The organism is Streptomyces laurentii, from assembly GCF_040635425.1.
GTDB lineage: Bacteria > Actinomycetota > Actinomycetes > Streptomycetales > Streptomycetaceae > Streptomyces > Streptomyces laurentii.
This window is the reverse complement of record NZ_JBEYHT010000021.1, coordinates 1-27000: the sequence shown is the minus strand read 5'-3', so window position 1 is coordinate 27000 and position 27000 is coordinate 1. Positions and strand designations below refer to the sequence as shown.

At 75.2% G+C, this 27000-nt stretch carries 21 protein-coding genes; 6 read left to right on the top strand and 15 right to left on the bottom strand.

Features of this window, described 5'->3' with window-relative positions; translation table 11 throughout:
• Window position 1: 1 nt before the first annotated feature.
• The 8 genes from ABZ693_RS15800 to ABZ693_RS15765 form a co-directional block, all read right to left on the bottom strand.
• Window positions 2-4729, bottom strand: a complete 4728-nt coding sequence (locus ABZ693_RS15800; protein ID WP_359876781.1) for a NaeI family type II restriction endonuclease — start codon at window positions 4727-4729, stop codon at window positions 2-4.
• Entirely contained in the window at window positions 4722-5678 is a 957-nt protein-coding gene (locus ABZ693_RS15795) for an AAA family ATPase (RefSeq protein ID WP_359876778.1), read from the bottom strand. The genes ABZ693_RS15800 and ABZ693_RS15795 overlap by 8 nt, the downstream gene beginning before the upstream one ends.
• Complete coding sequence (locus tag ABZ693_RS15790) at window positions 5675-7855, bottom strand: vWA-MoxR associated conflict system protein (RefSeq protein WP_359876775.1); 2181 nt, start codon at window positions 7853-7855, stop codon at window positions 5675-5677. The genes ABZ693_RS15795 and ABZ693_RS15790 overlap by 4 nt, the downstream gene beginning before the upstream one ends.
• The gene (locus ABZ693_RS15785; RefSeq protein WP_359876773.1) at window positions 7852-8820 is read right to left on the bottom strand and encodes an alpha/beta hydrolase; all 969 of its coding nucleotides are present in this window, start codon (window positions 8818-8820) and stop codon (window positions 7852-7854) included. Before ABZ693_RS15785 ends, ABZ693_RS15790 begins: the two co-directional genes overlap by 4 nt.
• Window positions 8821-9033: 213 nt before the next feature.
• Entirely contained in the window at window positions 9034-10365 is a 1332-nt protein-coding gene (locus ABZ693_RS15780; RefSeq protein ID WP_359876770.1) for a glycosyltransferase, read from the bottom strand.
• A 339-nt stretch (window positions 10366-10704) separates the two neighbouring features.
• The gene (opcA, locus tag ABZ693_RS15775) at window positions 10705-11616 is read right to left on the bottom strand and encodes a glucose-6-phosphate dehydrogenase assembly protein OpcA (protein WP_359876767.1); all 912 of its coding nucleotides are present in this window, start codon (window positions 11614-11616) and stop codon (window positions 10705-10707) included.
• A 187-nt stretch (window positions 11617-11803) separates the two neighbouring features.
• Complete coding sequence (locus ABZ693_RS15770) at window positions 11804-12754, bottom strand: NADP-dependent oxidoreductase (RefSeq protein WP_359876765.1); 951 nt, start codon at window positions 12752-12754, stop codon at window positions 11804-11806.
• Between the two features lie 4 nt (window positions 12755-12758).
• Window positions 12759-13343, bottom strand: a complete 585-nt coding sequence (locus ABZ693_RS15765) for a DoxX family protein (protein ID WP_359876762.1) — start codon at window positions 13341-13343, stop codon at window positions 12759-12761.
• Between the two features lie 295 nt (window positions 13344-13638).
• On the opposite strand from ABZ693_RS15765, the gene ABZ693_RS15760 reads away from it, so the two are divergent.
• On the top strand, window positions 13639-14265 hold the full coding sequence (locus ABZ693_RS15760) for an HdeD family acid-resistance protein (RefSeq protein WP_359876759.1): 627 nt from the start codon (window positions 13639-13641) through the stop codon (window positions 14263-14265).
• A 275-nt stretch (window positions 14266-14540) separates the two neighbouring features.
• Window positions 14541-14963, top strand: coding sequence for a DUF350 domain-containing protein (locus tag ABZ693_RS15755; RefSeq protein WP_359876757.1), 423 nt, complete (start codon window positions 14541-14543; stop codon window positions 14961-14963).
• A 29-nt stretch (window positions 14964-14992) separates the two neighbouring features.
• Here ABZ693_RS15755 and ABZ693_RS15750 read toward each other — a convergent pair whose 3' ends face one another.
• From ABZ693_RS15750 to ABZ693_RS15740, 3 genes are read right to left on the bottom strand one after another with little or no spacing between them, the layout of a single operon-like run.
• Window positions 14993-16384, bottom strand: coding sequence for an SMI1/KNR4 family protein (locus tag ABZ693_RS15750; RefSeq protein ID WP_359876755.1), 1392 nt, complete (start codon window positions 16382-16384; stop codon window positions 14993-14995).
• Between the two features lie 39 nt (window positions 16385-16423).
• Complete coding sequence (locus ABZ693_RS15745; RefSeq protein ID WP_359876753.1) at window positions 16424-16894, bottom strand: hypothetical protein; 471 nt, start codon at window positions 16892-16894, stop codon at window positions 16424-16426.
• Window positions 16891-18327, bottom strand: a complete 1437-nt coding sequence (locus ABZ693_RS15740; protein WP_359876752.1) for a WGR domain-containing protein — start codon at window positions 18325-18327, stop codon at window positions 16891-16893. The genes ABZ693_RS15745 and ABZ693_RS15740 overlap by 4 nt, the downstream gene beginning before the upstream one ends.
• Before the next feature lie 222 nt (window positions 18328-18549).
• Here ABZ693_RS15740 and ABZ693_RS15735 point away from each other — a divergent pair, with 222 nt between their 5' ends.
• Complete coding sequence (locus ABZ693_RS15735; RefSeq protein WP_435842429.1) at window positions 18550-19815, top strand: SPFH domain-containing protein; 1266 nt, start codon at window positions 18550-18552, stop codon at window positions 19813-19815.
• Window positions 19816-19822: 7 nt separating this feature from the next.
• Window positions 19823-20872, top strand: coding sequence for a M23 family metallopeptidase (locus ABZ693_RS15730; RefSeq protein ID WP_359876750.1), 1050 nt, complete (start codon window positions 19823-19825; stop codon window positions 20870-20872).
• A 39-nt stretch (window positions 20873-20911) separates the two neighbouring features.
• Here ABZ693_RS15730 and ABZ693_RS15725 read toward each other — a convergent pair whose 3' ends face one another.
• The 4 genes from ABZ693_RS15725 to ABZ693_RS15710 all read right to left on the bottom strand — a co-directional run bounded on the left by ABZ693_RS15725 (window position 20912) and on the right by ABZ693_RS15710 (window position 25438).
• Complete coding sequence (locus ABZ693_RS15725) at window positions 20912-21607, bottom strand: ABC transporter ATP-binding protein (RefSeq protein ID WP_359876749.1); 696 nt, start codon at window positions 21605-21607, stop codon at window positions 20912-20914.
• A gap of 113 nt (window positions 21608-21720) precedes the next feature.
• Entirely contained in the window at window positions 21721-23226 is a 1506-nt protein-coding gene (locus tag ABZ693_RS15720) for an ABC transporter permease (protein WP_359876748.1), read from the bottom strand.
• Between the two features lie 239 nt (window positions 23227-23465).
• Entirely contained in the window at window positions 23466-24680 is a 1215-nt protein-coding gene (locus tag ABZ693_RS15715) for an ROK family protein (protein ID WP_359876747.1), read from the bottom strand.
• Window positions 24681-24811: 131 nt separating this feature from the next.
• A complete protein-coding gene (locus ABZ693_RS15710; RefSeq protein ID WP_359876746.1) occupies window positions 24812-25438 on the bottom strand; it encodes a LysE family translocator in 627 nt (208 codons plus the stop codon).
• A gap of 119 nt (window positions 25439-25557) precedes the next feature.
• Between ABZ693_RS15710 and ABZ693_RS15705 the strand changes: the two genes are divergently transcribed.
• Window positions 25558-26109, top strand: a complete 552-nt coding sequence (locus ABZ693_RS15705; protein WP_359876744.1) for a hypothetical protein — start codon at window positions 25558-25560, stop codon at window positions 26107-26109.
• 371 nt (window positions 26110-26480) lie between these two features.
• Complete coding sequence (locus tag ABZ693_RS15700; protein ID WP_359876743.1) at window positions 26481-26882, top strand: hypothetical protein; 402 nt, start codon at window positions 26481-26483, stop codon at window positions 26880-26882.
• Window positions 26883-27000 lie beyond the last annotated feature (118 nt).

The following is a 27000-nucleotide window of genomic DNA, read 5'->3' as shown; positions in this document are numbered from 1 at the left end:
CTCAGCGGGTGCGCAGGCTGGGGAACCCCGTGGGCAGCGGCGCGAGTTCGTCGCCGCCGTCCGCGACGACCCAGGTGAGGTCGTCGACGGTGACGGCGGGCCGGGCGGCGTGCGCGTCGGTCCGCCGCACGAGCGGTACGCAGAGATACGCGTCGCCGGCCGGAACGGGCACCCGCAGCGCCTCGGCCATCGCCCGGCCCCGCGCGTTGCCGGCCAGCAGCAGCAGACCCTCCGCACGCAGCACGCCGCCCGCGAGCCGCACGATCCGCTCGCGGGACCGCTCCCAGTCGCGCTCGCCGATCAGCGGGCGCAGCGCGGCGCTCTGCACGACGCTCCCGCGTACCAGGCGGAAGAACTCCGCGACGCGGGCGACGGCGTCCGCCGGGGCGAGGACGGCCTCGCGTTCCCCGGCGGGCAGGCCGAGGAGGACGTTCTCGGGGAGCGGCAGGTCGCGGTGCAGCCACAGCACGCTGCCGAACCAGGGCCGGGACCCGCCGCCCCGGATGAGCCCCGCCGACCAGCGGGACCGCGCGTCGTCGGCGTACACGAGCAGGCGGAGCCGGCCGCTCTCGTACCCGTCGGGGATCATGCGCGGGCCGTGCGGGCTCACGTCGACGTCCAGGGGTACGGCGCGGCCGGGGCGTTCCCAGGCCAGGGCGGCGGCCTGGCCGAGGCGGAAGGGGAAGGTCTGCTGGCTCAGCCGTTTCGCCAGCTCTCCGCTCACCCCTCCACGTCCGGCGGGTTCGGTCTCCGCGACGCTCGCGTGGGCGAATCCGGCGCGTCCCAGCTCGGCGTCCAGGGCCGCGCGCAGCGTCCCGGCCAGGCGCGACCCGTCGGGGTCCAGCTCGGTGAACACGCGGGCGAGAGCCAGGAGTTCGGGGTCCCAGGCGGCCAGATCGACCCGCGGGGTGAGGATCACGCACACCGTCGCGCCGTCCTCGGTGCGGACCTCGCGCGGGGCGAAGCGCAGGGCCAGTTCGGAGTCGGCCGTGTCGTGCGTCAGCGTCTCGTGGACCTCCGGGGAGACGCACAGGGTCGTGTCGTCGGGGTAGTTCTCCGAGGTCCGGACGAATTCGGCGGACCGCAGCATCGTCCGTGTGTACGTGACGGCGTCGTCGGCGACGGGCACCGCGCGCACCGGCCCCCGGTGCACCGCGATGCGGGTCGCGGGCAGCCACTCGACGAGTTCCTGGAGCAGCGGGGCGACGGGCACGGTGCCGTCGACGAGCAGCAGCACGCAGTCGTCGAAGACATGGCTGGCGAAGCGGCCATGCCCGACGGCAGGCAGGTTGGCGAGGACGCGCGCCGCGCGGGGGGCGTCCGACCGGTCCTGGAGCGCGACGAGGATACGGGCGGGGGCGGCGGCGGCTCGGATCAGCCGGTCGGCTTCGGCGCGGTCGGCCGGGGAGAGCGTGCCCAGGACCGGGCTCAGCAGGTTCTCGACCTCCCGGGCGCGGCCGTTGCGGAGCAGCGTCGCGGCGAGACGGAGCCGCGCCGTCCCTCCCGACGGGAGCGCCGGATCCTCGGCGTATCCGACCAACCGCTCCTGGATCCAGATGAGTTCCTGGTGCTCGTCGCTCGCGGTCAACGCCTTTTCGAGGCGCTCCAGGACCTCGCCCATCTCCGGGGATCGCACCTCGCCGACGTCCCAGGCGGTCACGGCCCAGGAGACGGCGGCGCGTATCCCGTCCACGGACCGGCGGTCGAGCGCGATCCGGGCGAGGAGCAGGGCGGCGTCGGGGAAGGTCGCGTCGTCCTCCCGCAACCGGTCCGGACCGACCTCGTGCAGGGTCGCCCAGGCTTCCTCGTGCTGTCCGAGGGCGTGCTGGGCGTGGGCGAGAGCGAGGGCGGCGCGGCCGAGCACGGGGCCTTCGAACTTCAGGCCGCGTCTCATCCACCGACGGGCGGCCGCGGCGAACGCCGCCCGGTACGCCGGCGTCGCGCCCGCGTCCTGGAGCAGGAGCAGCATCTCCGCGCCCCCGTGCGAATGGTTCAGCGCGTTGCGCACCCACACCTCGGGGTGGGGCGCGGCCCCGGGGACGACACCCAGGCGTTCGGCCAGCCGGCTGCCGGGATGACGGACCTGGTGGAAGGCGGCGGCGGCACCTCGGTGGAAGGTGTCGATCCGGTCCAGGGCGAAGACGTTCGGCGTCTCGTACGCGGGGGTTCGCACCACCTCGCTCCTGACCGCGTTCGGGAGCACGTACCGTCCGGGGCCGTGCCGTCGCAGGAGTCCGTCGCGGACGAGAGTCTCGAGCTGTCCGACGGCGGCACTCGGCGCGCAGTCGAGGGCCGCCTCGGCCTCCTCCGCCGTGAACTCGGCCGTCGTCACCATCGCCAGCCGGACGAGGGTGGCGCCGCGGCCCTCGTCGAGGCCGTCGAGCCAGTGGCGCACCGCCTCACGTGGAGACAGGGGCATGTCCTCTTCGGCCACCTCGGCGACGATCCGGACGACCTTCGCGGCGGTCACCGGGCCGGCCGAGGCGGCCGCCGCGCCGAGGACGCGCAGGGTGGCCGGCCACCACGGGCCGTGTGCGAGGGTCTCGGGGTGGGGCGCCCCGGCCGCGGCGAACAGGCGGACCGCGTCGTCGCCGGAGACCACGTCCGGGAGGAACCCCGGCACATCCGGCGGGCCGTCTCCGGGGTGCGGGTGGGTGATCAGCACGGCACACCCCTGGGGGGGTACACGCGTGAAGGCGTGGGCGAGGGCGTCCGACGGCAGGTCGTCCAGGACCAGCAGGACCCGACGCCCGCGCAGGGCCGCTCGCAATGCCTCGGCCAGGACGCCGGGTTCGGTGTAGTGCCGGGGGAAGTCCTCGTCGGACAGGCCGAGTCGGCGCAGCAGCCGGTCCATCACGGCGTCCACCGGGAGCGGGGAGGACGTCGAGCCGTGGAAGGGAAGGAAGACCACCCCGTCGGGGAAGCGGTCGCGCACGGAGCGGGCCACCTTCAGAGCCAGCGTGGTCCGGCCGATGCCGGCGGTCCCGTCGGCGGAGGTGACGCCCACGACGTGACGGCCCCCGGTCAGCCGGTCGGCGACGGCTTCTTCCAACTCCCTTTGACCGACGTAGTGTTCCGGCAGCGGCGGCAGGTCCGGATCGTCCTCGGGCTCCCCCGGTTCCGAGGTCACCCCCTCCTCGTCCTCCGGCTCCGCCAGACCCAGCAGTTCCAGCGTCCGGCGCGAGGCACGCGCGAACGCCTCGCGTTCCGCCGCGAGTTCGAGCGGGCCGGCGTCGTCACGGGCGACCGAGGGCAGTCCGGCGCGGCCGGTGCCGCGGTGGGCGAGGTGCTGGTCGAGGGCCTGGTGGAGCGCCCAGACCCGGTCGGCGGGCAGGTGGGCGCGCAGCGCCTCCTGGATGTCGGGCGGCAGTACCAGTTCGACGGTCGTGCCGTCCTGCACGACCTGGAAGACGCCGCTGGTGACGACTTCGGCGATGTCCGCGATTCCGGCCTCCGGCACCAGTTTCTCGCGCACGAGGTGGAGCAGCCGCAGGCTGATCCGGTCGAAGGGCGCGCAGAGCACGGCGAGGCGGGCAGCGCGCGGCGACGCCGTGCGCAGGAAGCGGCGGACGCGTTCGGCCGGGGGCAGCGGCCGGGCGCGCTGCCGGACGGCTCCGGTGGGGGCGCGGTCGGTGACGGTGCGGCCGGTGGGCGGGACGAGGACGGCGGTGCAGCCGTCCGGGTCGCCGCGCATCAGGGAGCGCGACCAGCGGCCCAGCGAGTGCGGGGTGAGGGACAGGACGGGGACGGGCAGCCACGCGCCCTCCCCGTCTGCCGCTCCCGTCCCGGCCCCGACCCCGGCCAGCGCCGGCGGGGTCACGGGTACGCGGTTGCGCGGGCTGCCGGGCGCGGCTGGGGTGAAGCGGGTGGTGGGCAGGTCGAGGCCGCCGCGCCGCCACAGTTTGGTGGGCAGCGGGTTGAGGACGGCGGTGGGGTGGGTCCCGGCCCAGTCGCGCAACAGGTGCCAGACGTCGGGCCGGCGCCAGGCGTCGGCCATGCAGTCGGAGACCACGACGACCAGTCGGCGGCCGTCGGCGGAGCGCAGCGCGCCCGGGGCGCGGGGGGCGCCGGCCGCGTCGAAGGTGAGGTCGGCGGTCTGGAGCGTACGGAAGGCGCCGAGCCGGTCGAGGACGGCGGCGAACTCGGTGACGGTCTCGTTCCACACCCGCATGCCGGGGGAACGGTCGACGACCAGGACGAGGTCGAACCAGCGTTCGGGCGCGGGCTTGAACACCGGGATGAGTTCGCCGCTGCGGGCGTAGCCCTCGACGGTGGCGTCGGTGTCGAGTTCGTGCCGGTGCCCCTGGGGCCAGCGGCGTTTCCAGGGGCGCAGGGCGCGGGTGAGTTCCAGGGCGCGGGGCAGTCCGGTGCCCTGGGGTGCGGCGACGGCGTGGCCGCGCAGGGCGGCGGCGCTGCCGGGGAGCCGTTCGTGCAGCGGCCGGGTGGAGGAGCCGTCCCCGCTCGGGGCGCCGTCGGGGCGCGACGGCCGGTTCCGGTCCGGGCGGTCGACGGGGGCGGTCTCGGGCGCGGGGCCGTCGGGGTGTTCGGGCTCGGCGCCCGGGACCCGCTCCTCCGCGCCGGGCCGGGCTCCGTCCCGTACACCGTCCTCCGTATCGCTGTCACCGCCCATGTGGGCGGCGAGCCACAGCGCCTCCGCCAGCGCGGTGCCGTCCAGTTCGGGGACGGCGGCGCGCAGGGCGGAGAGCAGCCGCGGCAGCGGTTCAGGCATGGGACAGCTCGCGCAGGATCAGGTCCTCGACGGCCTGGCGGCGGGCCTCGTCGGGGACGTCGGTCCCGGCGAGGAGGTGGACGGCGTTGAGGAGCTGGTCGACGGCGAGGCTCTCGCCCGCGCTCAGTCGCTCCAGGAAGGTGGTGACGAGCCGGCCGACGGTGTCGGTGCCGGCGGCACCGGCCCCCATGTGGGCCTCGACGACCCGCAGCAGGGTCTCGGGGGTGGGCAGGGGCATGGTGAAGCGGACGCAGCGGCGCAGGAAGGCGGCGGGGAAGTCGCGTTCGCCGTTGCTGGTCATGACGATGAACGGGAACTCGGTGCACTGCACCCGGCCGCGCCGGATCTCGTGGTGCTCGTCGCCCTGCCATTCCCGTACCGCCACGGAGTCCGTTCCGTAGCGGGCGAGTTCGGGGATCTCGAACTCGCCGCGTTCGAGGACGTCGAGGAGGTCGCTGGGCAGGTCGAGGTCGCTCTTGTCGATCTCGTCGATGAGCAGGGCGCGGGGCCGATCGGTGGGCAGGAGGGCGGTGCCGAGCGGGCCCATGCGGAGGAAGGGCGCGATGTCGTCGCCGCCCGCGGGGGCGCCGGAGGGAGTCTGGAGGCGCTGGGCGTGGATGCGGCCGAGGGCGTCGTAGCGGTAGAGGGCGTCGGCGAGGCTGCTGCGGGAGGTGATGTGCCAGCGCAGCACGGTGCCGAGGGCGAGTTCGGCGGCGACCTGTTCGATCACGGTGGACTTGCCGGAGCCGGCCGGTCCGGTGACGAGCAGCGGACGGCGCAGGGCGAGCGCGGCGTTGACGGCCTCGACCAGGCCCTGCGGGGGCACGAACTGCCGGTGCAGGGAGCGCCGCGGGAACTCGCGCCACGGCGGGGCGGGCGGAAGGACGACGCGGTCCTCGGGTCGGTCGGGCGGGGTGCCGTGGCCGGCGTAGTAGGGCTGCCAGGTCATGCGGGTTGTTCCCCCTCCGTCGGGCACCCTTCGCTGGCGAAGGGGTCCCTTCCGATGTGCTCGCTGTCGAACCAGGTGCAGAAGTCCAGCCATTCGGGGCCGTCCCAGACGGTCCGCAGCCGGGCGAGATGGTGCGAGCCGTTCGTGCCGGCCGCCGCCGGGTCGGCGGCCTGGCTCCATCGGCTGCGGTAGGCGTGGATGAACGCGCCCGGCAGTTGGTGCCAGTGGGTGTCGACGCAGCGTCGCACGTGATCGGGTACGGACCCGGACCCGGCCCCGTTCACAGGCCCTGCGGCCGGATCCGTGGCCGGGTCCGCCGGGGAGTCGGGCCGGTCGTCGGGCCACAGCACGATCGGCGAGGAGGAGAGCAGCGTCGCCACGAATTCCGCGAGCTGGGCGGGCCGGTGGGCGAGGGCCGCGGCGCGGGTACGGGGAGCGTTCTCGAGCCGCTCGCGCAGTTCGGACACCCGGCGGGTGTCGGCCTCCCCGAACCAGTCGACGCGGTCGCCGTCGGCGCTCTCCTCGATGGCCTTGAGGGTGTCGCGGGCCTGGTCGTTGATCCACCACAGATGATCCGGCGGATGGATCCGGTCGCTCCAGCGCAGCACGACGTCGTAGCGGGCGCCGAGGCGCATGCCGACGTGGGTCTCCTCGGGGCGCCAGGTGGCGAGCAGCGGGGCGGGAGCGGCGATCTCCACCCGTCGCAGGGGGGTGCCGAGGGCACGGGCGTGGGTCGCCGCCCAGCGCAGGACGGTGCCGAGGGCGCGTTCGGTGCCGGCCCGGTCCTGGGCGGGGCACGCGAACTCCTCGTGCCGGCGCACCTCGCCGCCGTCGAGCAGCCAGGCGGCGAGCGATTCGGGCCATTCGTCGCCGACGGCGGCGTGCAGGCTGACGACGAGCCGCAGTCGCATCTCCTCGGTGCGCGCGGTGAGGGTGGCGAAGGCGTCGTTGAGGTCGATGACGGCGCCGGTCTCCTTGGCCCAGGCCCGCAGGTCGGTGTGGTGCGGGTCGACGCCGGTGCAGCGGGCGAGGTGGGCGAGGAAGGCGGCGAGCGGCGCGGTGCGGCCGCCGCGGGCGCGCGGGGCGCGCAGCAGCAGGTGTTCGACGATGTCGCGGAGCAGTTCGGCGCCGGTGGTCTCGGGCAGGTCGACGGGCGCGGCGCCCTCGACGGTGGTCACGGAGGCGACGAGGGTGCGGCGCAGCAGCGGGCTGGTGAGTGCCTGGCCGGGCCAGGCGGTGAGCAGGTGCACGGTGCGGGCCGCGTCGCGCAGGTTGTCGAGTACGCCGTACGCCCAGTCGCGTTCGGCGGCGGGCAGCCGGCCGGCGCGCTCGCGCAGGGCGGTGAAGTCCTCGGGGCGGGTGGGGCCTTCGGGGTCCGGGGCGCCGCCGAGCGGGGCGAGGGCCTGGTCGAGGGCGGCGCGCCCGACGGGTCCGAGCGGGGCACCGGGGCGGGCGGCGGTGTGCCGGGCGTTGCGGGCGAGCCACAGCGGGCCGGGGGCGAACTGGGCTCCGTCGTACGCGGCGTGCTGGACGGCCTGCCCGGCGGCGCCGCCGTCGGCGCGTACGGCGTGGACGACGGTCTCGCCGGTCAGGGCCTCGCCCGCGTCGGCGACCCCGTCCCGCAGCACCTTGGCGACGGTGGTGCTGAAGCGGAGCGCGTACGCCTCCTCGTCGGCGGCGGCGCCCATGAGGAGGCTGAGCCGGGTCTCGCCGCGCCGGATGCCGGCGGCGAGCGAGGACAGGTCGGGCACCGCGTGGCCGGCGTGGCAGGTGTCGACGAGGGCGACGAGGCCGTCGAGTCCCGGGGTGTCGGCGAGGTCGCCGAGCAGGGCGCTGAGGTTGACGGCGGTGAGGGGCTGTTCGGCCTGGGAGTCGCCGGCCATGAAGTACAGCTCGGTGCCGGCGGCCATGCCGTGGCCGAGGAAGGCGAGGACGAGGACCGCGCCCGCCTCGGCGGCTGCCCGGCCGGCGGCGCGGACGGCCGACTCGACGTCCTGGCGGGTGAGTTCACGGCCGTACAGGAGGGTGGGGCCGGGAGCCGGGCCCGGTGCGCAGGCACCGGCCCAGGGAGTGGTGAGGGTGTCGTGGAGGGCGTGGGTGGCCTCTTCGAGGGCGTCGAGCAGGCCGAGGCCCGGGCACTGGGCCCCGATCACGAGCAGATGGCGTGGTCCGGTCATCGCCCCGCGTGGGTGGTGAGCGCTTCGACGAGCGGACCGGCGACGGCGGGCTGGGCCAGGTACTTGGCGGCCGGGTGCACCCAGGCGCCGTCGGAGTCGACGCGGCGGCTGCACGGGACGACGGAGCCGGCGTTCGGGCGGACGAAGTCCTCCAGGAGAGGGCGGGCGGCGACGATGTCGTCCCGGTCCCAGAAGTTGAGCCAGCGGCCGACGGACGCCGGGGTGCCGACGGGGTGCGGACGGACCCGGGGGTGGACGGCGGTGCGGATGCCGAGGGGGGAGCCGAGGGTGACGAACAGCGGCACGTCGGCGGGGTGTTCGTGCAGGGTCTCCAGGGCGACGACGGTGCCGAGGGAGTGGGCGACGACGATGTTGGGGCCGTCGGGATCGAGGCTCTCGGCGACGCGGGCCCGGATGCGCTGGTCGAGGGTGCCGGTGCCGTCGGACTCGGCGCGGTTGAGGTAGCGGGCGACCTGGCCGAGCATGCCGGCGGTGGCGCGGGCGCTGAGCCAGCCGCCGGCGGTACGCAGTCCGGGGACGGCGAGCAGGCTGGTGACGGCGCCGACGACGCGCCGGGCGGGCGCGCCCGCGCCCTGGGCGCCGGCGGGCGGTTCGAGGCGGGTGCGGGCGTGGCGCAGGGCGGGGGCCTCGGCGGCGGACACCTCCGGGTCGGCGAGGCGGGCGTCGACGGCCTCCAGGAGGAGTGCGGCAAGGAGTTCGTCGTCCTGGTCCCCGGCGGTGGCCGGTCCGCCCGCCGGTCCGCCTTGCGCTCCGGCGGTACGGAACAGGTCGCCGTAGTAGGCGAAGCGGGCGTCGGCCGCCCGGCCGCCGGTGAGCGCGGAGACGTGGGCGCCGTGGCCGGAGTCGCGGGCGCCCGCGGCGACCGCTCGCAGCCATTCGTCCAGGTCGGCGGCGGCGTCCCGGGGGCCGCCGATGCCGTGGACGAAGACCAGGCGAGGCTTCATGTTCCCCCGTTTCGGCAGGTGCGGCGCGTGCGTCGGTGTCACGCGGCGTCAGGTGGTGGTCCGCCGATCCTCGCCGGTGCGGCGGGTGGGATCAAGCCGCAGGGAGAGGAGCGTCGATTCTCGGCCATGCGGTAGGGCGGCTTGGCCGGATATACGGGGCCGCGAGCCCGAGCGCCGCCACGCCTCCGGACGCCGGGGCCCGCGGTGTTCCGATCAGCGGGCGCCGGCGGCGGCCGTGGCCTCGCGGGCCAGCCGGTCGATGGCGGCGAGCGCGTCGTGGGCCGCGTACTGACGGGCGAGCCGGGCGGCGCGCTCGCGGTGGGCGGGGGCGCCGAGGACGGCGTCCACGGCCGCGCGGAGTTCCTCGTCGGTCGGGGTGGCGGTACGGAGGTTGACGCCGGTGCCGGTCCACTCGACGCGGGCGGCGACCTCCGGTTTGTCCTCGGTGTCACCGCCGACGACGAGCGGGACCCCGTGCGCCAGCGCCGCCTGGGTGCCGCCGTAGCCGCCATTGGTGACCAACAGGTCGGCGTACGGGAGGAGTTCGGCGAACGGGACGAAGCCCGCGACGACGGCGTTGCCGGGGAGGTCGGGCAGTGCGGCGGCGACCCGGCCGGCCGCGTCCGGGCGGCCGGTGGCGGCGACGACGAAGACGTCGTCGCGGTCGGCGAGGGCCCGGAGGGTGGGGACGACCAGGGTGGTCAGGTCGTGATTGACGAGCGTGCCCTGGGTGGCGACGACGATCCGCCGGCCCTCCTCGCGGGCGCGCACCAGCTCGGGCCACCAGTCCGGCAGCGCCCGGCCGTCGCCCGCCGGGATCGGGATGGCGCCGACGAAGCGGATGTTGGCCGGCTGGTCGCTGTGCGGGTACTCGAAGCCGGGCACGGTCAGCTGCACGAACACGTCGGCGGCCTCGGTGAACACCCGGCCGAGCGGCCCGTCGGGCAGGACGGCCCCGGCGGCGGCGAAGCAGTCGCGCAGATGGTCGACGAGGGGCTTGCGCTGCTCGTCCCGGCGGGCGGCCATGGCCGCGTACCGCTCGCGCTCGGCGTCGTCGACGGGCGGCAGCAGGCCGGACCCGCGGGGCGCGGTGTCCCGGCTCTCCGAGACGAGCGGGGTGATCCCGACGCTGAACACGGCGGGCCGCCGGTCCGCTTCCTCGCCGAGGGCGAGCGCGAGACCGCCGAGGAAGAGGTTGTCGTGGATCAGGACCGTAGCCGGGAAGCCGGCGAGCGCGTCCTTGAGGGCCCGGCACTGGGCGGCGAGGGGATCACCGAAGACGTGCATGACGTCCCACATGAGCCGCGCCGGACCGGCCGGGATCCGCTCGCGCTCGGGGAAGTGCGCCCCGAAGTCGCGGTCGTCGTAGTCCGCTTCGGCGGGCAGCGGCAGGAACTCCGGCCCGGCCGCGCGGACTTCGTCGGCGAAGCGCGCCCCGCCGACGTACAGCACCTCGTGTCCGGCCCCGGACAGATGGCTCGCGATACGCAGCAGCGGGGCGTGGTGGCCGGACACGGGTGTCGCGGCGACGAGGATCCTGGACATGGTGGACTTCCCCCCGGTGAACGGTCGTTGCACGCGGCGCGACGCCGCGCGCGACCACCGTACGGCCGGCCGGGAGGGAACCCCGCGCCTTCGGCCGCTTCGGCGTGCCGGACGAAGCGGGAGCTTCCGTGCGGGCGGCGAGCCCCTAGGGCCTTTCTTTGGCTCAGGCTGGAGCAGGGAGCGGGGTCCGGTGCGTGTGATCGCAAGGCGGAGGAGGGAGACAACGCGGTGGGGGTACCTCCCGTGCCCGAAGGGCTACGGGGGAGTTGGCGACCGACGACAACGCGGCGAGCGCGCGTGCCGGGGCACGCGAGCCCAGCAAGATCCAAAAGAAAGGCCCTAACCCTCGTACCGCAGCGCCGACTCGTACGCCTCGTCCGGGTCGAGCCGGCGCAGTTCCTCGGCGATGAGTTCGGCGGTGGTGCGGACCTTGAGGGCCATGACGCGGTGGGGCTGGCCGGGGATGGAGAGATGGGCGACCGGGCCCTCGGGGCGGTCGATGACGATCTCGCCGTCGGGGGTGCCCATGCGGACGGCGGTGACGACGGGGCCGTCCGTGACGACCCGCTCCACCGGCACGTTCAGCCGCCGGCCGAACCAGCGGGCGAGCAGTTCGGCACTGGGGTTGTCCGCTTCGCTCTCGACGGCGGCCGAGGTCACCGTCGCCCGGGCCTGGTCGAGGGCGGCGGCGAGCAGCGACCGCCAGGGGGTGAGCCGGGTCCAGGCGAGGTCGGTGTCGCCGGGCGCGTACGAGGCGGCGCGGGCGTCGAGCGCCGCGATCGGGTTCTCCACGGCGTACGAGTCGGTGATACGGCGCTGGGCGAGCGCGCCGAGCGGATCGCGGGACGGCACCTCGGGGGCGTCGACCGGCCACCACACGACGACGGGCGCGTCCGGCAGGAGCAGCGGCAGGACGACGGAGTCGGCGCGGCGGGTGATGTCGCCGCGCATCCGGAGCAGCACGGTCTCGCCCGAGCCCGCGTCCGTGCCGATCCGGACCTCGGCGTCGAGGCGGGCCGAGTGGCGCTCGCGCGGGAAACGGGCGTGCCGCTTGACGACGACGAGGGTGCGGGACGGATGCTCGCGGGAGGCCTCGTTGGCGGCGCGCACGGAGTCGTAGGCGTTCTCCTCGTCGGTCACGATCACGAGGGTGAGGACCATGCCGACGGCGGGCGTGCCGACCGCCCGCCTGGCCTCCAGGATCGCCTTGTTGATCTTGCTGGAGCTGGTGTCCGTGAGATCGATCTTCATGACCGGCAGCGGTCCCTTCCCTCGTGGCGTGCCCGCAAAAGTGTCCGCACCAGTGCCAGCACCGGATCGGCTCCGGATCTTCCCGGTCCAGTATTCAGGATGCGGACACCGGACCGGGCACGCACGCGCGTACGACGACCGGCGCGACCGGGGCCGCCGGGGCCGCCGGGGCCGCCGGCCGGAGCGGTCACGGCGTCTCCGCCGCGCGCGCCGCGTCGCCGACGGCCAGGACCAGCTTGCCCCGGGTGTGCCCCCGCGCGTTCAGCCGCCAGGCCTCCGGGGCGTCGGCGAGCGGCAGGACCCGGTCGACGACGACGGTGAGCCGGCCCGCGTCGGCGAGTTCGGCCAGGGCCGACAGGCCGGCGCCGTCGGGCCGTACCCACACATAGTGGCCGCCCACGTCGGCGGCCCGCGGGTCGGCGACGGAGGCGAGCCGTTCCGGGGAGCGCAGCACCTCCACGGAGACGTCGACGGATTCACCGCCGACGTAGTCGAGCGCGGCGTCCACCCCGTCGGGGGCGAGGGCCCGGACCCGGTCGGCGAGCCCCGGCCCGTACGCGACGGGTTCGGCGCCGAGGCCCCGCAGGAAGTCGTGGTTGGCGGGGCTCGCGGTACCGAGGACGCGGGCGCCGCGGGCGACCAGGATCTGGGTGGCGAGGGAGCCCACTCCCCCGGCCGCGGCGTGCACGAGCACGGTGTCGCCGGCGGTGGCCCGGACCCGGTCGGCGGACTGGAGCGCGGTGAGTCCGGCGAGCGGCAGGCCCGCGGTCTGCGCCCAGTCCAGCGTGCGCGGCTTGCGGGCGAGCATCCTGATCGGGACGGCGACGTGCTCCGCGTACCCGCCGCACTCGGCGCTGTCCTTGCGGATGTAGGCGAACACCTCGTCGCCGGGGGCGAACTCGGGCGAGTCGAGGCCGTTGCGCTCGACGACCCCGGCGACGTCCCAGCCGGGGATCAGCGGGAAGTGGGTCACCATCAGGGGGTCGAGTCCGCCGCCGGCCAACTTCCAGTCGACGGGGTTCACCCCGGCGGCCTCCACCCGCACCAGGACCTCGCCGGGGGCGACCTTCGGCTCGGCCAGTTCCATGGGGACGAGGGTGTCGGGGCCGCCGTACTCGGGCAGGGCCATCGCCTTCACGGCGTCACTCCCCCGGCTCGCCGGACCGCGCCGCGGAATCGGCGCCCGAAGCCCCGGACGCGTCCCCGCCCTCGGACCCGGCCCCCGCCAGGGCGTCGGCGCGGCGGCCGACGACGGCCGCGGCGGCGAGCGCGGCGCCGACGAAGGCGGTGACGACCACCCAGGGCCGGTCGAGGACGTGTCCGGTGGCGTGGTCCAGGGAGTACCGGCCGGCCCCGGCGAGACCGATGGCCGCTGAGGTGAACCCGAGGAACGCGGGGTACTCGTAGCCGCCCTGCATGGCGAAGAAGCCCGCCGGGTAGTGCACCGCGACCGCCCCGGCCATGGCGCCCGCCGCGGCGGCGCCGGCCGCCGGCGTGGCGAGCCCCAGGGCGAGCAGGGCGCCGCCTCCGGCCTCGCCGAGCCCGGCGGCGATGGCGCTCTCCCGGGCGGGTGAGAAGCCCATGGCCTCCATGGCCTGCGTCGTCCCCTCGACGCCGCCGCCCCCGAAACAGCCGAAGAGCTTCTGGGCGCCGTGCGCGACGAGGACGGCGCCGGTGCCGACGCGGAGCGCGAGCAGTCCGAGGTCTCGGCGGCTGAGCGTGGTCATGGGGACTCCCGGTGGGGTGGAGGGCGGGTGCCATGGGGGCGAGTGCCCCGCAGGTGCGGTACGGGGTGGGGTGAGGGGCCGCGGGGGTGCGGGGCCGCGGAGGTGCGGGGCCGCAGGGCGCGGCCGTTCTCCACTCTGCGCGCCCCGGCGACCGATCCCCTCGCGGTACTCGTCCGAATAGGTCATCTTTTGCGGTGTTCGTCAGGTATTGCTTTAGTAAGAACGCGGCTGACGGCCCGCCGGGCCGGGTCGGCCGCCAGCGGGACAACAGCAGATGAGAAGCGGAGCGACCGCCATGACAGACACGTATGCACACGCGCCGTACGAGCGTCCGGGGGACGGCGGAGGGAACGGTCTGCCGCCGGGGCCGCTCGGCAGGCTGGCCCACTGGGCCTGGCAGGCCATGCTGTTCGCCGGTCTGGCCGCGCTGGTCCTGGGCATTCTCGTCCTGGTGTGGCCGGGGCACTCGCTGGTCGTGGCCGGCGTCCTGTTCGGCCTGTACCTGCTGGTGAGCGGTGTCCTGCATCTGATCGCCGCGTTCGGCACCCACGGCAGGACCTCCCTGCGGGTGATGGCCTTCATCAGCGGCGCCCTGTCGATCCTGCTCGGCCTGTTCTGCTTCAAGGGCGCGATGCAGTCGATCCTGCTGCTCGCCTTGTGGATCGGGATCGGCTGGCTGTTCCACGGCATCACACAGATGGTGGCGGCGATCTCCGACCCGGGGATGCCGGCCCGCGGCTGGCAGATCTTCCTGGGTGTGATCAGCACGTTCGCCGGCGTCGTCCTCATCGTCTCGCCGCTGGAGTCGGCGGCGGTCCTGGCCGTGCTGGCGGGCGCCTGGCTGATCGCGGTCGGTCTGATCGAGATCGTGACGGCGTTCCAGGTGCGTTCCCGCGCCAAGCACATCCCGCGGGGCGCCTGACGCCGCCCGTCGCGGACCCGCGTACGCGAGGCGCCGCACCCCTGCGCCGTGCCACCACCGCACACGGACACACGGACACACGAACGCCCCGGAGAGGAAGCGCGCCTCACCGCCGCTTCCCTTCCGGGGCGTCCGGCTGTCCGCCGGGGCAGCCGATGTACCCGGAACATCCGGGTTCCACGGGCCTCCTGCCGGGGCCTCCTGGTACTGCGTTACATTCTGCCGGTCCCTGACCACGATCCTTCGCGATCTCTCCCCTCCGGAGCCGGCATCCCATGAACGACATCGTCAACGGCCTTGGCCGGACCGCGGCCTACGGCGCCCTCGGCGTCGTCCTGCTCATCCTCGGCATCGTCCTGATCGACCTCCTCACGCCCGGCAAGCTCGGCCGCCAGATCTGGGAGGACCGCAACCGCAACGCCGCGATCCTGCTCAGCTCCGCGCTGCTCGGCATAGGCGGCATCGTCTTCACCGCGATCTGGACGACCTATGACGACTTCGCCAAGGGCCTCGTCTCCACGGCCGCGTTCGGCCTGCTCGGCCTGGTCATGATGGCCGTCGCCTTCTTCGTGGTCGACCTGGTCACCCCGGGCAAGCTCGGCGCGACGCTGGTCGACCCCGAGCCGCACCCGGCGGTGTGGGTGACGGCCTCCGTCAACCTCGCCGTCTCGGCGGTCGTCTCCGCCTCGATCGCCTGACCGCCACCGCGCTCACGGCGCCGCGGCCGTCACACACCGCGCCGCGCGGGCCCGGGTCCCAGGTCGCCGGTGACGACCGTCCTCGGTATCCCGGGCCGGCCGAACAGTGCGAGCAGTTCGTCGGCGAGATCCAGCATCGGGCGCGGGTCCCGGCCGGCCCGGGAATCGACGGACGCGGCGGACAGGGTGCGCGGGACGGCGCCCGCGTCCAGCAGGACGCGCCAGTCGTCCGGCCCGAGCCGCAGATACTCCAGGTGCGTCAGCCGCGTGATCTCCAACGGGTCGGCGAGTGTGCCGGGTCGCGCCTCAAGGGTGCGCAGGCGCGGCAGCCCTATGAGTGGGGCGAGGCCGACCGCCACGCCGTGCCCCACACCGATCGACAGCACTTCGAGCGCGGGGTGGGCCACGGCCTCGACGCCGCGGGGGCCGCCGGTGTAAAGGTCCGCGACGGCGGGTTCCCCGCCTCCGGGCCGCTGTCGCCCGTCCTCCTTGCGCCGGCCGCGCACCACGAAGTCGGTGAGGCTGTCGGCGAGCAGCCTGGCCCCGATCACCTGTTCGTGGTCGAGCAGGACGATCTGCCCGAGGTGACCGCGCGGTCCCGGGGTGAGGTCGACGGCGATGCCGTCGCCGCCGCCCGTGCCGGCGAAGACGAGCCAGCCGGGCGAGCCGATCAGCCCCTGTACGGCCGCGTCGGGCGGGGTGCGGACCGCCTCCGCCGCCCCTTGCTCCCACGAGACCTTCCGGGTCGACGGCTCGGCGACGAAGAGACGGTCGAGGTCGAGGAGTTCACCGTCCACTGCGTCGGCATGGCGCGCCCGCGCCGCGTCGTCACCCGCGTGGTCCGCCGAGCGCGCCCGGGTGACCCGGTAGAGCGTCTTGAGCTCCTCGGGCAGGGCGAGCCCGAGGCGCTCCTCCGTCCGGACGAGGTCCTCCTCGGTGGCTCCGGTCGCGTCGGGCAGTCGTTCCCGCAGGGTGCGGGCGAGCAGCTCCGGGTCGGCGGTCGGCGCGGGCCGGACGTCCGGGTACGTCTCGGGCCGTCGGCGGACGGGTTCGGGCAGCGCGCCCTCGACGAGGACGAGGGTGCCGGGGTGGGCCGAGTAGCCGGACTCGACGGCGGGACTGGAGCCGTACAGCCGGAGTTCGGCCCGCCCGTCCGCGTCGACCGTCAGGACGAAGGACACCTGCTCGCCGGGTCCGAGCGCGTGCCGCACCCGGTCCACCGCCGCGGCCTCCTCCCGCGGGTCCACGCCCCCTTCCCGCCGCCCCCACGCGGTCCGGGCGCGGCGCAAGGGGACGCTCCACGCGCCGAGACGGACGAAGCCGGAGACGTATCCCCCGGGGGCCGCCAGACGCTCCGCGTGCTGGCCGCGCAGCAGCCTCAGCAGCGGTTCCCACGTGGCGAAGTCGTACAGGGCGTTCATGGGTTCGCTTTCGGTCGGTGGTGTGAGCGGGGGTACGGGTCAGCGCGCGGGAGCGGCCGGCGCCTCGACCTCCAGGTAGCGGTGGCGGCGCGGGCCGCGGTAGAGGAGGGCGTCCCAGCCGAGGCGTTCGAGGGCGGCGGCGCAGGCGGCGAGGGCGGCCTCGGCGTCGTGGGCGGCGCCCGTCGCGGGCGGGCCGAGCCACTCGACGACGGCGGTGCCGGGGCGATCGCCCGCCGTGACCCGGTAGCCGGTGGCCACCCGGGTGCCGTCGGGGGCGACCGCGGACGGCGGCTGTCTCGCGGCCTCCAGGGCGAGGGCCACCGCCCGGACCGGCTGCCGCAGCTCCCAGTCGGCGGGCCGGGCGGCCGGGTCGCCGCCCTGGGCGTGGGTCAGCCGGCGGATCTGGAGCAGCCCTTCGAGAGCGGTCCGCACCTCGCGGGAGCGCTGCTCCGCGTCGGCCTCGGGCAGCGGGGGGCCGTCGCCGGTGGCGGCGTCGAAGGCGCCGCTCACAGCAGCCGCCGGATGTCGCCGCGGACCCGGTAGAAGCCGCCGGAGGCCGGGTGGAGCGCCTCGACGACGTACCGGGCGCCGGGCTCGCGGATGGCGCGCGGGAACTGCACGTTCCAGCCCTCCTCGTAACCGTCGGTCAGGACGCGGACGCGGGTGCGGCCGGACTCCTGGACGCACTCGACGACGACCGAGCCGACAGGCGCCGCGTGCACCACGTCGACGGCGGCGACGGTGGTGGCGGGGGCGTAGGTGGGCAGGGCGGCGGCGAGCTTGATGTCCTGGGCGACCGGCACGGTGCCCTGCTGGGCGGCGGCGATGGCCGCCTCACTCGCGTCGACGCACACCAGGGTGCCGTCGGTGGTGACCAGGTAGAGCCGCTCGTCGTGGTACTGCATCGACAGCGCCGAACCGCCGCCGGTGCCCAGCTTCCACAGCCGGGTGCCGTCCTCGGCGAAGCAGTACACGGACGAGGCGTTGTCCCCGGCGAAGACGAACCGGCCGCCGGGCGAGGTGGCGCACGAGTAGACGGGGCTGTCGCAGCCGTACACCGCCTCGGTGCGGCCGGTCCGCTTGGCGAGCCGGTGCACCTGGCGGCGGGCGGTGCCCGCGTACACGGCGGTGTGCTCCTGCCAGCCGAACAGCACGGCGCCCTGGGTGGGGGTGTGCCAGAGTTCGCCCGTACCGTCGGGGGCGTAGGCCGTGACGCCGCCGCTGTCGCCGTAGTAGACGGCGTCCTCGTCCGCGCGGACCATCCAGGCGTGCTCGCCGCGGCCGGACCGGGACCACTGGTGCTCGTCCTCGTGGTCGATGACGGTGAGCCGGCCGGAGCGGTCGGCGACGTCGAGCACGCCCTCGTGGATGTCGAGCCAGAAGATGTCGACGTCGGTGGAGATCTCGTACGCGGCGAACGGCAGCTTGGACGACAGGTCGTAGACGCGGCCGTCGTCGCAGCCCGCGTAGATCCAGAAGTCGTCGGCGACCAGGCACTTCACGCCGTCGGGGAGGCTGAACCGGGCGTGGACCTGCCCGTCGTGGCCGAGGGTGAAGACCTCGCCCGCCTGGTTGCCGACCCAGCAGCGCTCGTCGTCGACGTGGATGCCGAAGGCGGCGGAGCCGGTGCGGAAGCGCCACAGGACAGGGGCGACCGCGCGGGCCGTGGAGGGCGCGGAGGTGACGGTGCGCCGGGTGACCGGGCGGGCGGCGCGGCCGCCCTGGACGGCCGGCGCGTATCCCTTGCGGACCTTCTCGCTTATCTTCTTGGCCGCCGCGGCCCGGGCCTTCTCGACCGTCGGGAACGTCGAGGTCTGGGTCTGTCCGGCCGCGCCGATGCGTCCGTAACGGACCGACACCACCGTGCCGGAGATCGTCACTTCGTAGAACTTGTGCGCGCCGCCGCCGTCCTGCGACAGCTCCAGATAGGTCTTCGTCGTCATGATCCGAACGGTAGGGGCAGCCACTGACATCACCCTCGGCACGGACCCGGGCGCCGGCTCCCGGCCCAGGCTCCCGGCCGCTCCGGCGCGGGACCAAAGTCCGTCCGATTCAGGACTTTTGTCTCGGCATTCCGGGCATAACCCCTGTGACGATGGATAACGAAGATCATCCGACATGTCGTCATCTCGTCCCCCCGGTCGAGTGACGGCCGGAAGGGCCTCATGACCGAGCGACAGAAGCGGCCCCTGCCCGTACGCGTGCGGTGGCACGGCGACGGCATACCGATGGACGACCTGTTCCGGGCGGACCCCGCGGCACCCACCGCGACCCTACCGCCGGTGCCCGCACCGCCGGGGGCCGGGGAGGGGACCGAGGAGCGGCCCGAGCGGCCCGGCCTTCCCCAGCGTGCCAAGCGGCCCACGCCGGCGGACCCGGCCGCCACGTCCGGTTCCGCCGCGGACACCACGGCCGCCACGGCCACGGCGAAGAAGACGCCGAGGGCGGCGACCTCGACGGCCACGCAGTCCAGGATCGCGGGCGCGATGGCGCTGCTGGCCGAACAGAGCGGGCAGACCGAGCTGAGCGAGCGGCCCGCTCGGCGCCGCCCGCCGGACGAGCCCGATCTCGTGGAGCGTCCCGGCCCCGCCCTGCCCGGCTGGCTGGCCGTACTCGTCGGTCTGACCGCGCTCGGTGCCGCGACCGCGCTGCTCTGGCGGGCCGGTCCCCTGCGTTCCGTCCGGCTGCTGCCCTGGGAGTGGGGCGCGCTGGCCGGCTGCGCGGTCGTCGCCGTGGTCGCCTTCGGTGGGCTCACCCGGGGCCGGACCGGATCCGCCTGGGTGCTCACGCTGTTCGGCCGCTACCGGGGCAGCGTGCGGCGCACCGGCCTCGTCTGGATCAGCCCGTTCGTGCTGCGCCGCCGGATCGACGTACGGCTGCGGCACTGGCGCAGCGAGCCGATCGCCGCGGTCGACGCCGAGGGCGCGGCGCTGCGGGTGGTGGTGCTCGTCGTGTGGTCCGTACGGGACACCGCGCGGGCGCTGCTGGCCGTGGACGACCATCTGGACTATCTGCGCGAGCAGGTGGAGGCGGCGACCGCGCGGGTGCTGTCCCAGCTGCCCGCGGACGCGTTCCGCGGCGACGGTCCCTCGCTGCGCGACGCGGAGGCGGTCGGCGACCGGCTGACCCGGCTGCTCGCGGCGGAGTGCCGGCCGGTCGGCGTCTCCGTCTTCTCCGCGCAGCCGACGCGGATCGAGTACGCGCCCGAGGTGGCCGCGGCGATGCAGCGCCGGCAGATCGCGGCGCTCGACGCCAAGCACCGGGACACGGTCCTGACCAGCGTCATCGACGCCGTGGACGACACGGTGAACCGGCTCACCACCCGCGGGCTCGTGGAGCTCGACGACTTCGAACGCCAGGCCCTGGTCAAGGATCTGACCGTGGCCTTCTACACCCGACGTGGCGGACTGTCCGATCAGAGTAAGGAGTGAAAGCCCCGTGAACGACCGCTTCGAGAACACCACCGGCTCCCCCAAGCCCCCCACACCCCCCGCGAACGCGGGAGCGGCGGACAGCGGAGGAGGTGTCGTCGTACGGCTGCCGGTGCCCGCCTTCACCGAGGAGATAGCCGACGGCTGCGCCTGCCCGGGCTGCGCGGCCTCCCGGCGCGCCGCCCGCGCCGCGCGCGGCGGCGGACCCGGGTCGCTGCGCGGGGTGCGCTGCGCCGTCGTGGCGACGCTCGGCGCGGTGGCCCTGGCGGGCACCGGCGCGGGCACGGCGGCGGCCGAACCGGCCCCGGCGCACGCGGGCTGGGACGGCTCGCGCTACTGGTACAAGAACCCGGCCGGCGCGTGGCGCTGGACCCAGCACTACGACAAGTACCTGCGCAACAGCGGCGCCGCGGGGCACCCCGGCGGCTCCGCCGCGGCGCCCGCGCGGCCGGCCCGGAGCGGCGGCGAGCCGGTCTTCCGGGGCCGCCAGGGCTGGGACGCCCGGGACCGCGTCTACTGGTTCAAGAACGGCGGCCACTGGTACTGGACCAGCCACCAGTGGAAGTACCAGCAGCGCACGGGCCTGACGGGCGGCGGCTCGGGCTCCTCCGCCGGCTCCGGCCACGGGTCGGGCGGTGGCACCACCGCCACCCGCGGCTGGACCGCGCCGGTCTCCGGATACGTCGTCACCGGCTACTACCACGAGCCGGGCGCCTGGTCGCTGGGCTATCACACGGGCCAGGACTTCGCGGTGCCGTCGGGCACGACCGTCCGCGCGGCCGGCCCGGGCCGCGTCGTGCGCGCCGGCTACGACCGCAGCTACGGCTACGAGGTGGTGATCCGCCACGCCGACGGCCGCTACACCCAGTACGCCCATCTCTCGCGTATCGACGTGTCGGTGGGCCGGAGCGTGTCGGGCGGTCAGCGCATCGCCCGCTCCGGGGCCACGGGCCGGGTGACGGGTCCGCACCTGCACTTCGAGGTGCGGACCACACCCTATTTCGGCTCGCACGTCGACCCGCTGGCGTATCTGCGCGGGCACGGCGTACGCGCCTGAGCCATCAGGCCCGCGGGCGACCTACCACCTGACGCCGTGTCAGAGGGCCTCCGCCGCCTGCTGGTTCTCCTTGAGCGTGATCTGCCCCTTGCGGAGAATCGCCAGGCGCGGCGCGCGCCGGGCGATGGCGCTGTCGTGCGTGACCATCACGAAGGTCAGGCCGTGCTCCCTCCACAGCCCGTCGAGCAGTTCGACGATCTCGTCCCGCATGGACTCGTCGAGGTTGCCGGTGGGTTCGTCGGCCAGCAGCACCTTGGGCCGCTTGACGAGGGCGCGGGCGATGGCGACGCGCTGCTGCTGACCGCCGGAGAGCTCGGACGGCAGATGTCCGGCGCGCTCGCCCAGGCCGACCGACTCCAGCGCCTCGGCGGCGCGCCGGCGGCGTTCGGCGGCGCGGGTGCCGAGCGGGACGAGGGCGGTCTCCACGTTCTCCTGGGCGGTGAGCGTGGGGATGAGGTTGAAGCTCTGGAACACGAAGCCCATGGTGCGGGCCCGGACGGCGGTGAGGCGGCGTTCGGAGAGCGTGGCCAGGTCGGTGCCGTCGAACACGACGCTGCCCGAGGTGGGCCGGTCGAGTCCGCCGAGCATCTGCAGCAGGGTCGACTTGCCCCCGCCGGTGGGGCCCTGGATGACCAGACGGTCCCCCTCGCGGACGGTGAGGTCGACGCCGGCGAGGGCGTCCACCCTCCCCTGGCCGCGCCGGTACTGCTTGGTGACGCCGGTGAGTTCGTACATGGGATCCAACTCCTGCGATACGGCGGTATGTCGGTACGGGGCGAGGGCGGGGGTCCGGCTCCCGAGGAGCGTCCTCGAAGTCCGGTCCCCCGCCGCTGTGTTCGGGCGGCCCGCTACTCGACGCGGCGCAGCGCGTCGGCGGGGCGCAGCCGGGACGCGCGCCACGCGCCGAAGGCGCCCGCGACGAGTCCGCCGGCCAGCGCGAGGAGGACGGCGAGTCCGACGGTGGTCCGGCCGACCGGGGCGGTCAGCGCGATGTCGAGGGTGCGGCCGACCGCGCCGGCGCCGCCGCCCGCCCCGAACATCCGCCCGCCGCCCGGGCCGCTGCCGGGTCCGCCCTCGCCCGCCATCCCGCCCCCGCCGGTGCCGAGTTCGGCGGTGAGGGTGGGGCTGACGGCGGTGACGATCCAGGCGCCGGCGAGACCGAGGGCGATGCCGAGGACACCGCCGATCAGACCGTTGACCAGGGCCTCGCCGACGACCTGACGGGTGACCCGGCCGCTGCGCCAGCCGAGCGCCTTCAGCGTGCCGAACTCGCGGACGCGCCGGCTGACGGCGGACGAGGTGAGCAGGCCGGCGACGAGGACGGCGGCGAGCAGCACCGCGTACGACAGCCAGCGGCCGACCGTGGTGGCGAGCCCGGACGCGGTGTCGAGCGAGCCGGAGACCGTCTGGGCGAGGTCGGCGGAGGTGGTGACGGTGGTGCCGGTGACGTTCTTCTGGATGGCGCTCTTGACCGCGTCGATCCGCTGGGAGTCGGTGGCCCGCACATAGACCGTGGTGATCTTGCCCGCGTTGCCGGCGAGCGTCTGGGCCCGCTTCAGCGGCAGATAGACCTGGGCGGCGGACTGGCCGCTGTCGGCGGTGGCGATGCCGACGACGGTGAACTTCACGCCCTTGACCGTGAGGGTCTTGCCGACGGTCAGACCCTCCTGCTTGGCGTAGGCGCTGTCGAGGACGACGACGGCCGCGTCGGTTTCGGTGGTCTTGAAGCCGCGGCCCTGGCTGATCGTGGAGGTGGTCAGCGGGCCGAGGCCGGGGGCGGTGACGTCGGTGCCGTACAGCGTGAAGGAGTCGACGTCGAAGGCCGCGCCGCCGCCGGTGACGGACCCACCGGAGCCGCCGGCCCCGCCGAAGCCGCCGCCCGGGCCCCCGGCCCGGCCGTCCTGCCCCTGACCGCCCTGTCCCTGGCCGCCCTGGATCTCGCCGCGCTTGAAGTCTCCGTTGATCTTGAGGTTGACCAGACTCAGTCCGCCCACGGCCTCGGCGACGCCGTCCTGGCGGGCGACGGTCCCGACCGTGCTGTCGGGGAGCGTCTGGAAGCCCTGCACCATCAGCCGGTCGCTGCTCTGCTCCTTGCCGTCGCCGCGCCCCTCGAACTCGAACCGGGGCCGTTCGGGCCGCTCCCCCGTCTGCGGCTGCTCGCGCGCCTTGGTGACGGTGAGGTCCGTGCCGAGGCCGTACAGGGACTCCAGGACCTTGTTCTGGGCCTGCTTCATGCCGGACGACACGGAGGTGACGACGATGACCAGCGCGATGCCGAGCGCGAGCCCGGAGGCGACGACGAGCGCCGCCTTTCTGCGGCGGCGCAGTTCGCGCCGGAGGTAGGTGAGGAACATGCGGGCGACGCTAGGAGGCCGGGGTGATGAGGGGATAAGGCCCGCGTGAGAGCGCGATGAGAGTGCGCGACGGGCCCGGATCCGGGCCGTACGGAGGCCTCGCGGAGGTCGGACAGAGGACACACAGAGAACGGAAAGAGGCCGGACAGGAACCGGACCGAGGCCGGGCTGGGGCCGGGCGCGAATCGGGTACGCGGCCTCCGTGGACGCCCTCCCGTACAGGGGCCGCGCGGCCGGGCTCAGGTGTCGTACGCCAGGGGGTCGGCCAGGATGTCGCGCAGCACGAGGGCCGCCGCGCCCCGGGCGGCGTCGGCGGTGCTGGAGGCGGCCCGCAGCCGCCCCCGGGCCGGGGTCCACAGGCCCGAGACGACACGCAGGCCCAGCTCGGCCTCGGCGGCCGGGGCGAGCCAGGCCGTCAGGCGCGGGTAGATGCCGCCGAGGACCACCGCCTCGGGGTCGAGCAGGTTGACCGCGCCGGAGACGGCGACGCCGAGCATCCGGCCCGCCTGGTCGAGCGCGGCGAGGGCGCGCGCTTCGCCGTCCTCGGCCCGCCGTACGAGGGCGTCGATCCCGGGCGCCCGCGCGGCCCGCAGCAACGCCGCCTGGCCCGCGTACCGTTCGAGGCAGCCGCTCGATCCGCAGCGGCAGCGCGGGCCGTCGGGGACGACGGTGAGATGGCCGATCTCGCCCGCGAACCCGTGCGCGCCGCGCAGCAGTTCGCCGTCGAGGACGATCGCGCCGCCGACCCCGATCTCGCCGGTGACGTGCACGAAGGTGCGGATGCCGCCGAGGCCGCCGAACCACAGCTCGGCGAGGGCGGCGACGTTGGCCTCGTTGTCGGAGGCGACGGGCAGGGCTGGGGCGCCGGCGGGGCGGGCGGCGGCGAGGGCGCGGGTGAAGAGGGTGTCGGCGTCGACGCGGTTCCAGCCGAGGTTGGGGGCCTGCTGGACGGTGCCGCCGGCGACCAGGCCGGGCAGCGCGAGCCGTACGCCGGTGGGCCGCAGGTCGCGCGCGGCGGCCTCGTCGAGGACCTCGGCGGCGACGGTCGCGGCGCGGCGCAGCACCTCGACGGGGGCGAGGGCGCGGTTGTCCAGGCGGACCGTGCGGCGGACCCGGTCGGCGCCGGTGAGGTCGGCGACGCACACGCTCACGTAGTCGACGTTGAGCTCGACGCCGAGGCCGGCGGGGCCGGTCGAGGCCGGTTTGAGGACGGTGCCGGGCCGGCCGGCCTGGCCGCTGAAGGTCTTGCCCGACTCCACCAGGAGTCCGCGCTCCAGGAGCTGTTCGACCAGCGAGGAGACGGCCGGGCGAGTCAGCCCGACATGCGCGGCGACCGCCGCGCGGGTGGTCTCGCCCGCGTCGTGGACGGTGCGCAGCACCAGGCTCAGGTTGTGCCGGCGTACGCCCGCCTTGTCGGCTTTGGGCGGCTCGGCGGAGCGGCGGGGGCTGTTCATGGTGCGCACGAGCCTAGCCCCAGGGCGGCGGAACGGCCCATGCCGGATGCCCGCCTGTTCGCGGGCGCCTTTGGGGCTGCCTCCGGGGCCGCCGCCGGGCGCCCGCCTGACCGCCCCGGCGGCCTGGCGCGTCACTGCGCCGTGGCGACCTTGAGCCCGAAGCCGATCAGGACGACCCCGGTGATCCGCTCCATGCCGCGGCGCACGGCGGCGCGGGCGAAGAAGGCGCGGGCGCGGGACAGCAGCAGGACGTATCCGCCGAGCCAGACGACGGTGAGGACGGCGTGGACGAGGACGAGCAGGGCCATCCCGGTGTGCGGGGAGAGTCCGCGCGGGGCGAGGGTCGGCAGCAGGCCGGTGTAGAAGACGGCGATCTTCGGGTTGAGGACGTTGCTCACCAGGCCGGTGCGCCACGGATGCCCGGCCGGCGGCGGCACGGCGAGCGGCTCCGCCGTGCCTTCGGTCCGGCGGCCGCGCCGGGCGGCGAGCAGGGCCTGGACGCCGAGGACGACGAGGTAGGCGGCGCCGGCGAGCCGGACGACCGTGTACGCGGTGGCGGACGCGGCGAGGACGGCGGCGAGTCCCGCCACCGAGAGCACGCCCCAGACGAGCAGCCCGGTGGTGATGCCGGCGACGGTCCGCAGCCCGTCCCCGCGGCCCGCCGCGACAGCGCGCCGGGTCACGACCGCCATGTCCGGTCCGGGCACCATCGTGAGCAGGGCGAGCACGCCCGACGCGGCGAGAAATTCGTACAGCATGGCCAGATTCTGCCATCCGTTCGACCCGAACTCACGGGCCCACGGCGGCTCTTGCCGTGGCGAACACGCAATGGAAACAAAGGTTGTCGAGCGGCGATCCGTTAACTACTGTTGTCCACATGCCTCCTTCCGAGTCGCTCACCCCCGCCGAACGAGCCGCCCTCGACAAGGCCCTCCTCGACGCCCTCTCCCCCCTCGCCGCCACCCTGCGCTCCCGCGCGACAGGACTGCCCGAGCAGGACCTGTGGAAGGCGGACCCGGTCGACGTGGCCCTGTCCGTGCTGGGCGCCTGGAAGGTGCTCGACACCGAGGTCAGGCGGCTGACCGCGATCGCGGCGGGGACCGCGGGGTCCTACGGGGCGACCTACCAGCAGATCGGGGCCACCTGGGGGATCACCCGGCAAGGCGCCCGCAAGAAATGGCCGGACGCGGTGCGCCGCACGAACGGCGGCACCGGCACCTTCGAACTCTTCGGCGGTACGGCGGAGTTGACGCGGAACGCGGGCTCGGGCCGGTGGCGGTGGTCCGCCCGCGGCGCGGACGGGGCGACGGGCCCGGCGGACGGCCCCGAGCACCCCGACTCCCCCGCAGCTCCCGCCGACTGGGCCACGAAGGAGGAAGCCGCCGCGCACGCCGGGGTGTTCCTCAAGGAGCACGCCCTCGCCCGGTAGCGGAGCCCGTCCGGGCGGCCACCGTCCGCTCGGCACCGCCGCGCGGGCTCGCCCCCTGGTCGCGCACGCGGTCGCGGCCACCGTCCGCCGCGTGTCCCGCGTGATCGGCCCACACCGCCTCGCCGTCGCCGCCGGCTCGGCGGCGTTCCGCGAGCCGGTGCCGCGCCGTGCGCCCCTCACCCTGGCGTCCGGCTGTTCCGACGGCATGAGGAATGCGGAGGAATCGCCATTTATCGCCCCACATCGGGGTAGGCGTGAAGGTAAGGCCCGCGACCGACCGTGGACGTGGTCGCGCTGCGTCCCGCGCCGGGCCGGGCCGCGCCGGGCCGTACCCCCCGCCCCGGCCCCGTAGCGAAAGGCGATGACCCGCCGTGGAGGACTTCGAACTGCTGGACCTCTCGTTGTACGTCGAGGACGGGGGACGCCTCGCCGTACCGCTGGGCGATTCGAGGGCGGAGGCTCCGCTGGAGGTGCCGGAGGGCGCGGTGGTGAGCGTGGGCCTCACGTTCCGGCTCGGCAGGGACATCGACGCCGTGGTGTTCGAGGACACCCGGGACTGGGACGGCGCTCCGATCGGAACCTCACGGACCGTGCTCGGCGGATTCCGCTGCGGCGGCCCGTACGAGGTGCGGCTGCCCCCGGAGCGGCTGCCGGTGGGCCGGGCGCACTGCGGGGTGTACGGGGTGACGGGCCGCTTCACCGACGGCGAGGGCCGTCCGCTGACCGAGGAGCACCACCGGATCCGGGTCGCGCACCCGCCGCCGGCGCACTGATCCGTTCCGCCGGCCGGCCGGGAGGCGGAGCCCCGGGAGGTGATCCCGCGATGACCCCGCGGGAAGACACCGGAGGCCGGGGCGTGGGAGCCCGGGTAAACGCGTGGGGGGGTGGGGA

Excerpts from the sequence above, each read along its gene's own strand:
- ABZ693_RS15800 (WP_359876781.1), bottom strand. The coding sequence starts at position 4,729 with ATGCCTGAACCGCTGCCGCGGCTGCTCTCCGCCCTGCGCGCCGCCGTC.
- ABZ693_RS15795 (WP_359876778.1), bottom strand. The coding sequence starts at position 5,678 with ATGACCTGGCAGCCCTACTACGCCGGCCACGGCACCCCGCCCGACCGA.
- ABZ693_RS15790 (WP_359876775.1), bottom strand. The coding sequence starts at position 7,855 with ATGACCGGACCACGCCATCTGCTCGTGATCGGGGCCCAGTGCCCGGGC.
- ABZ693_RS15785 (WP_359876773.1), bottom strand. The coding sequence starts at position 8,820 with ATGAAGCCTCGCCTGGTCTTCGTCCACGGCATCGGCGGCCCCCGGGAC.
- ABZ693_RS15780 (WP_359876770.1), bottom strand. The coding sequence starts at position 10,365 with ATGTCCAGGATCCTCGTCGCCGCGACACCCGTGTCCGGCCACCACGCC.
- opcA (WP_359876767.1), bottom strand. The coding sequence starts at position 11,616 with ATGAAGATCGATCTCACGGACACCAGCTCCAGCAAGATCAACAAGGCG.
- ABZ693_RS15765 (WP_359876762.1), bottom strand. The coding sequence starts at position 13,343 with ATGACCACGCTCAGCCGCCGAGACCTCGGACTGCTCGCGCTCCGCGTC.
- ABZ693_RS15760 (WP_359876759.1), top strand. The coding sequence starts at position 13,639 with ATGACAGACACGTATGCACACGCGCCGTACGAGCGTCCGGGGGACGGC.
- ABZ693_RS15755 (WP_359876757.1), top strand. The coding sequence starts at position 14,541 with ATGAACGACATCGTCAACGGCCTTGGCCGGACCGCGGCCTACGGCGCC.
- ABZ693_RS15750 (WP_359876755.1), bottom strand. The coding sequence starts at position 16,384 with ATGAACGCCCTGTACGACTTCGCCACGTGGGAACCGCTGCTGAGGCTG.
- ABZ693_RS15740 (WP_359876752.1), bottom strand. The coding sequence starts at position 18,327 with ATGACGACGAAGACCTATCTGGAGCTGTCGCAGGACGGCGGCGGCGCG.
- ABZ693_RS15735 (WP_435842429.1), top strand. The coding sequence starts at position 18,550 with ATGACCGAGCGACAGAAGCGGCCCCTGCCCGTACGCGTGCGGTGGCAC.
- ABZ693_RS15725 (WP_359876749.1), bottom strand. The coding sequence starts at position 21,607 with ATGTACGAACTCACCGGCGTCACCAAGCAGTACCGGCGCGGCCAGGGG.
- ABZ693_RS15720 (WP_359876748.1), bottom strand. The coding sequence starts at position 23,226 with ATGTTCCTCACCTACCTCCGGCGCGAACTGCGCCGCCGCAGAAAGGCG.
- ABZ693_RS15715 (WP_359876747.1), bottom strand. The coding sequence starts at position 24,680 with ATGAACAGCCCCCGCCGCTCCGCCGAGCCGCCCAAAGCCGACAAGGCG.
- ABZ693_RS15710 (WP_359876746.1), bottom strand. The coding sequence starts at position 25,438 with ATGCTGTACGAATTTCTCGCCGCGTCGGGCGTGCTCGCCCTGCTCACG.
- ABZ693_RS15705 (WP_359876744.1), top strand. The coding sequence starts at position 25,558 with ATGCCTCCTTCCGAGTCGCTCACCCCCGCCGAACGAGCCGCCCTCGAC.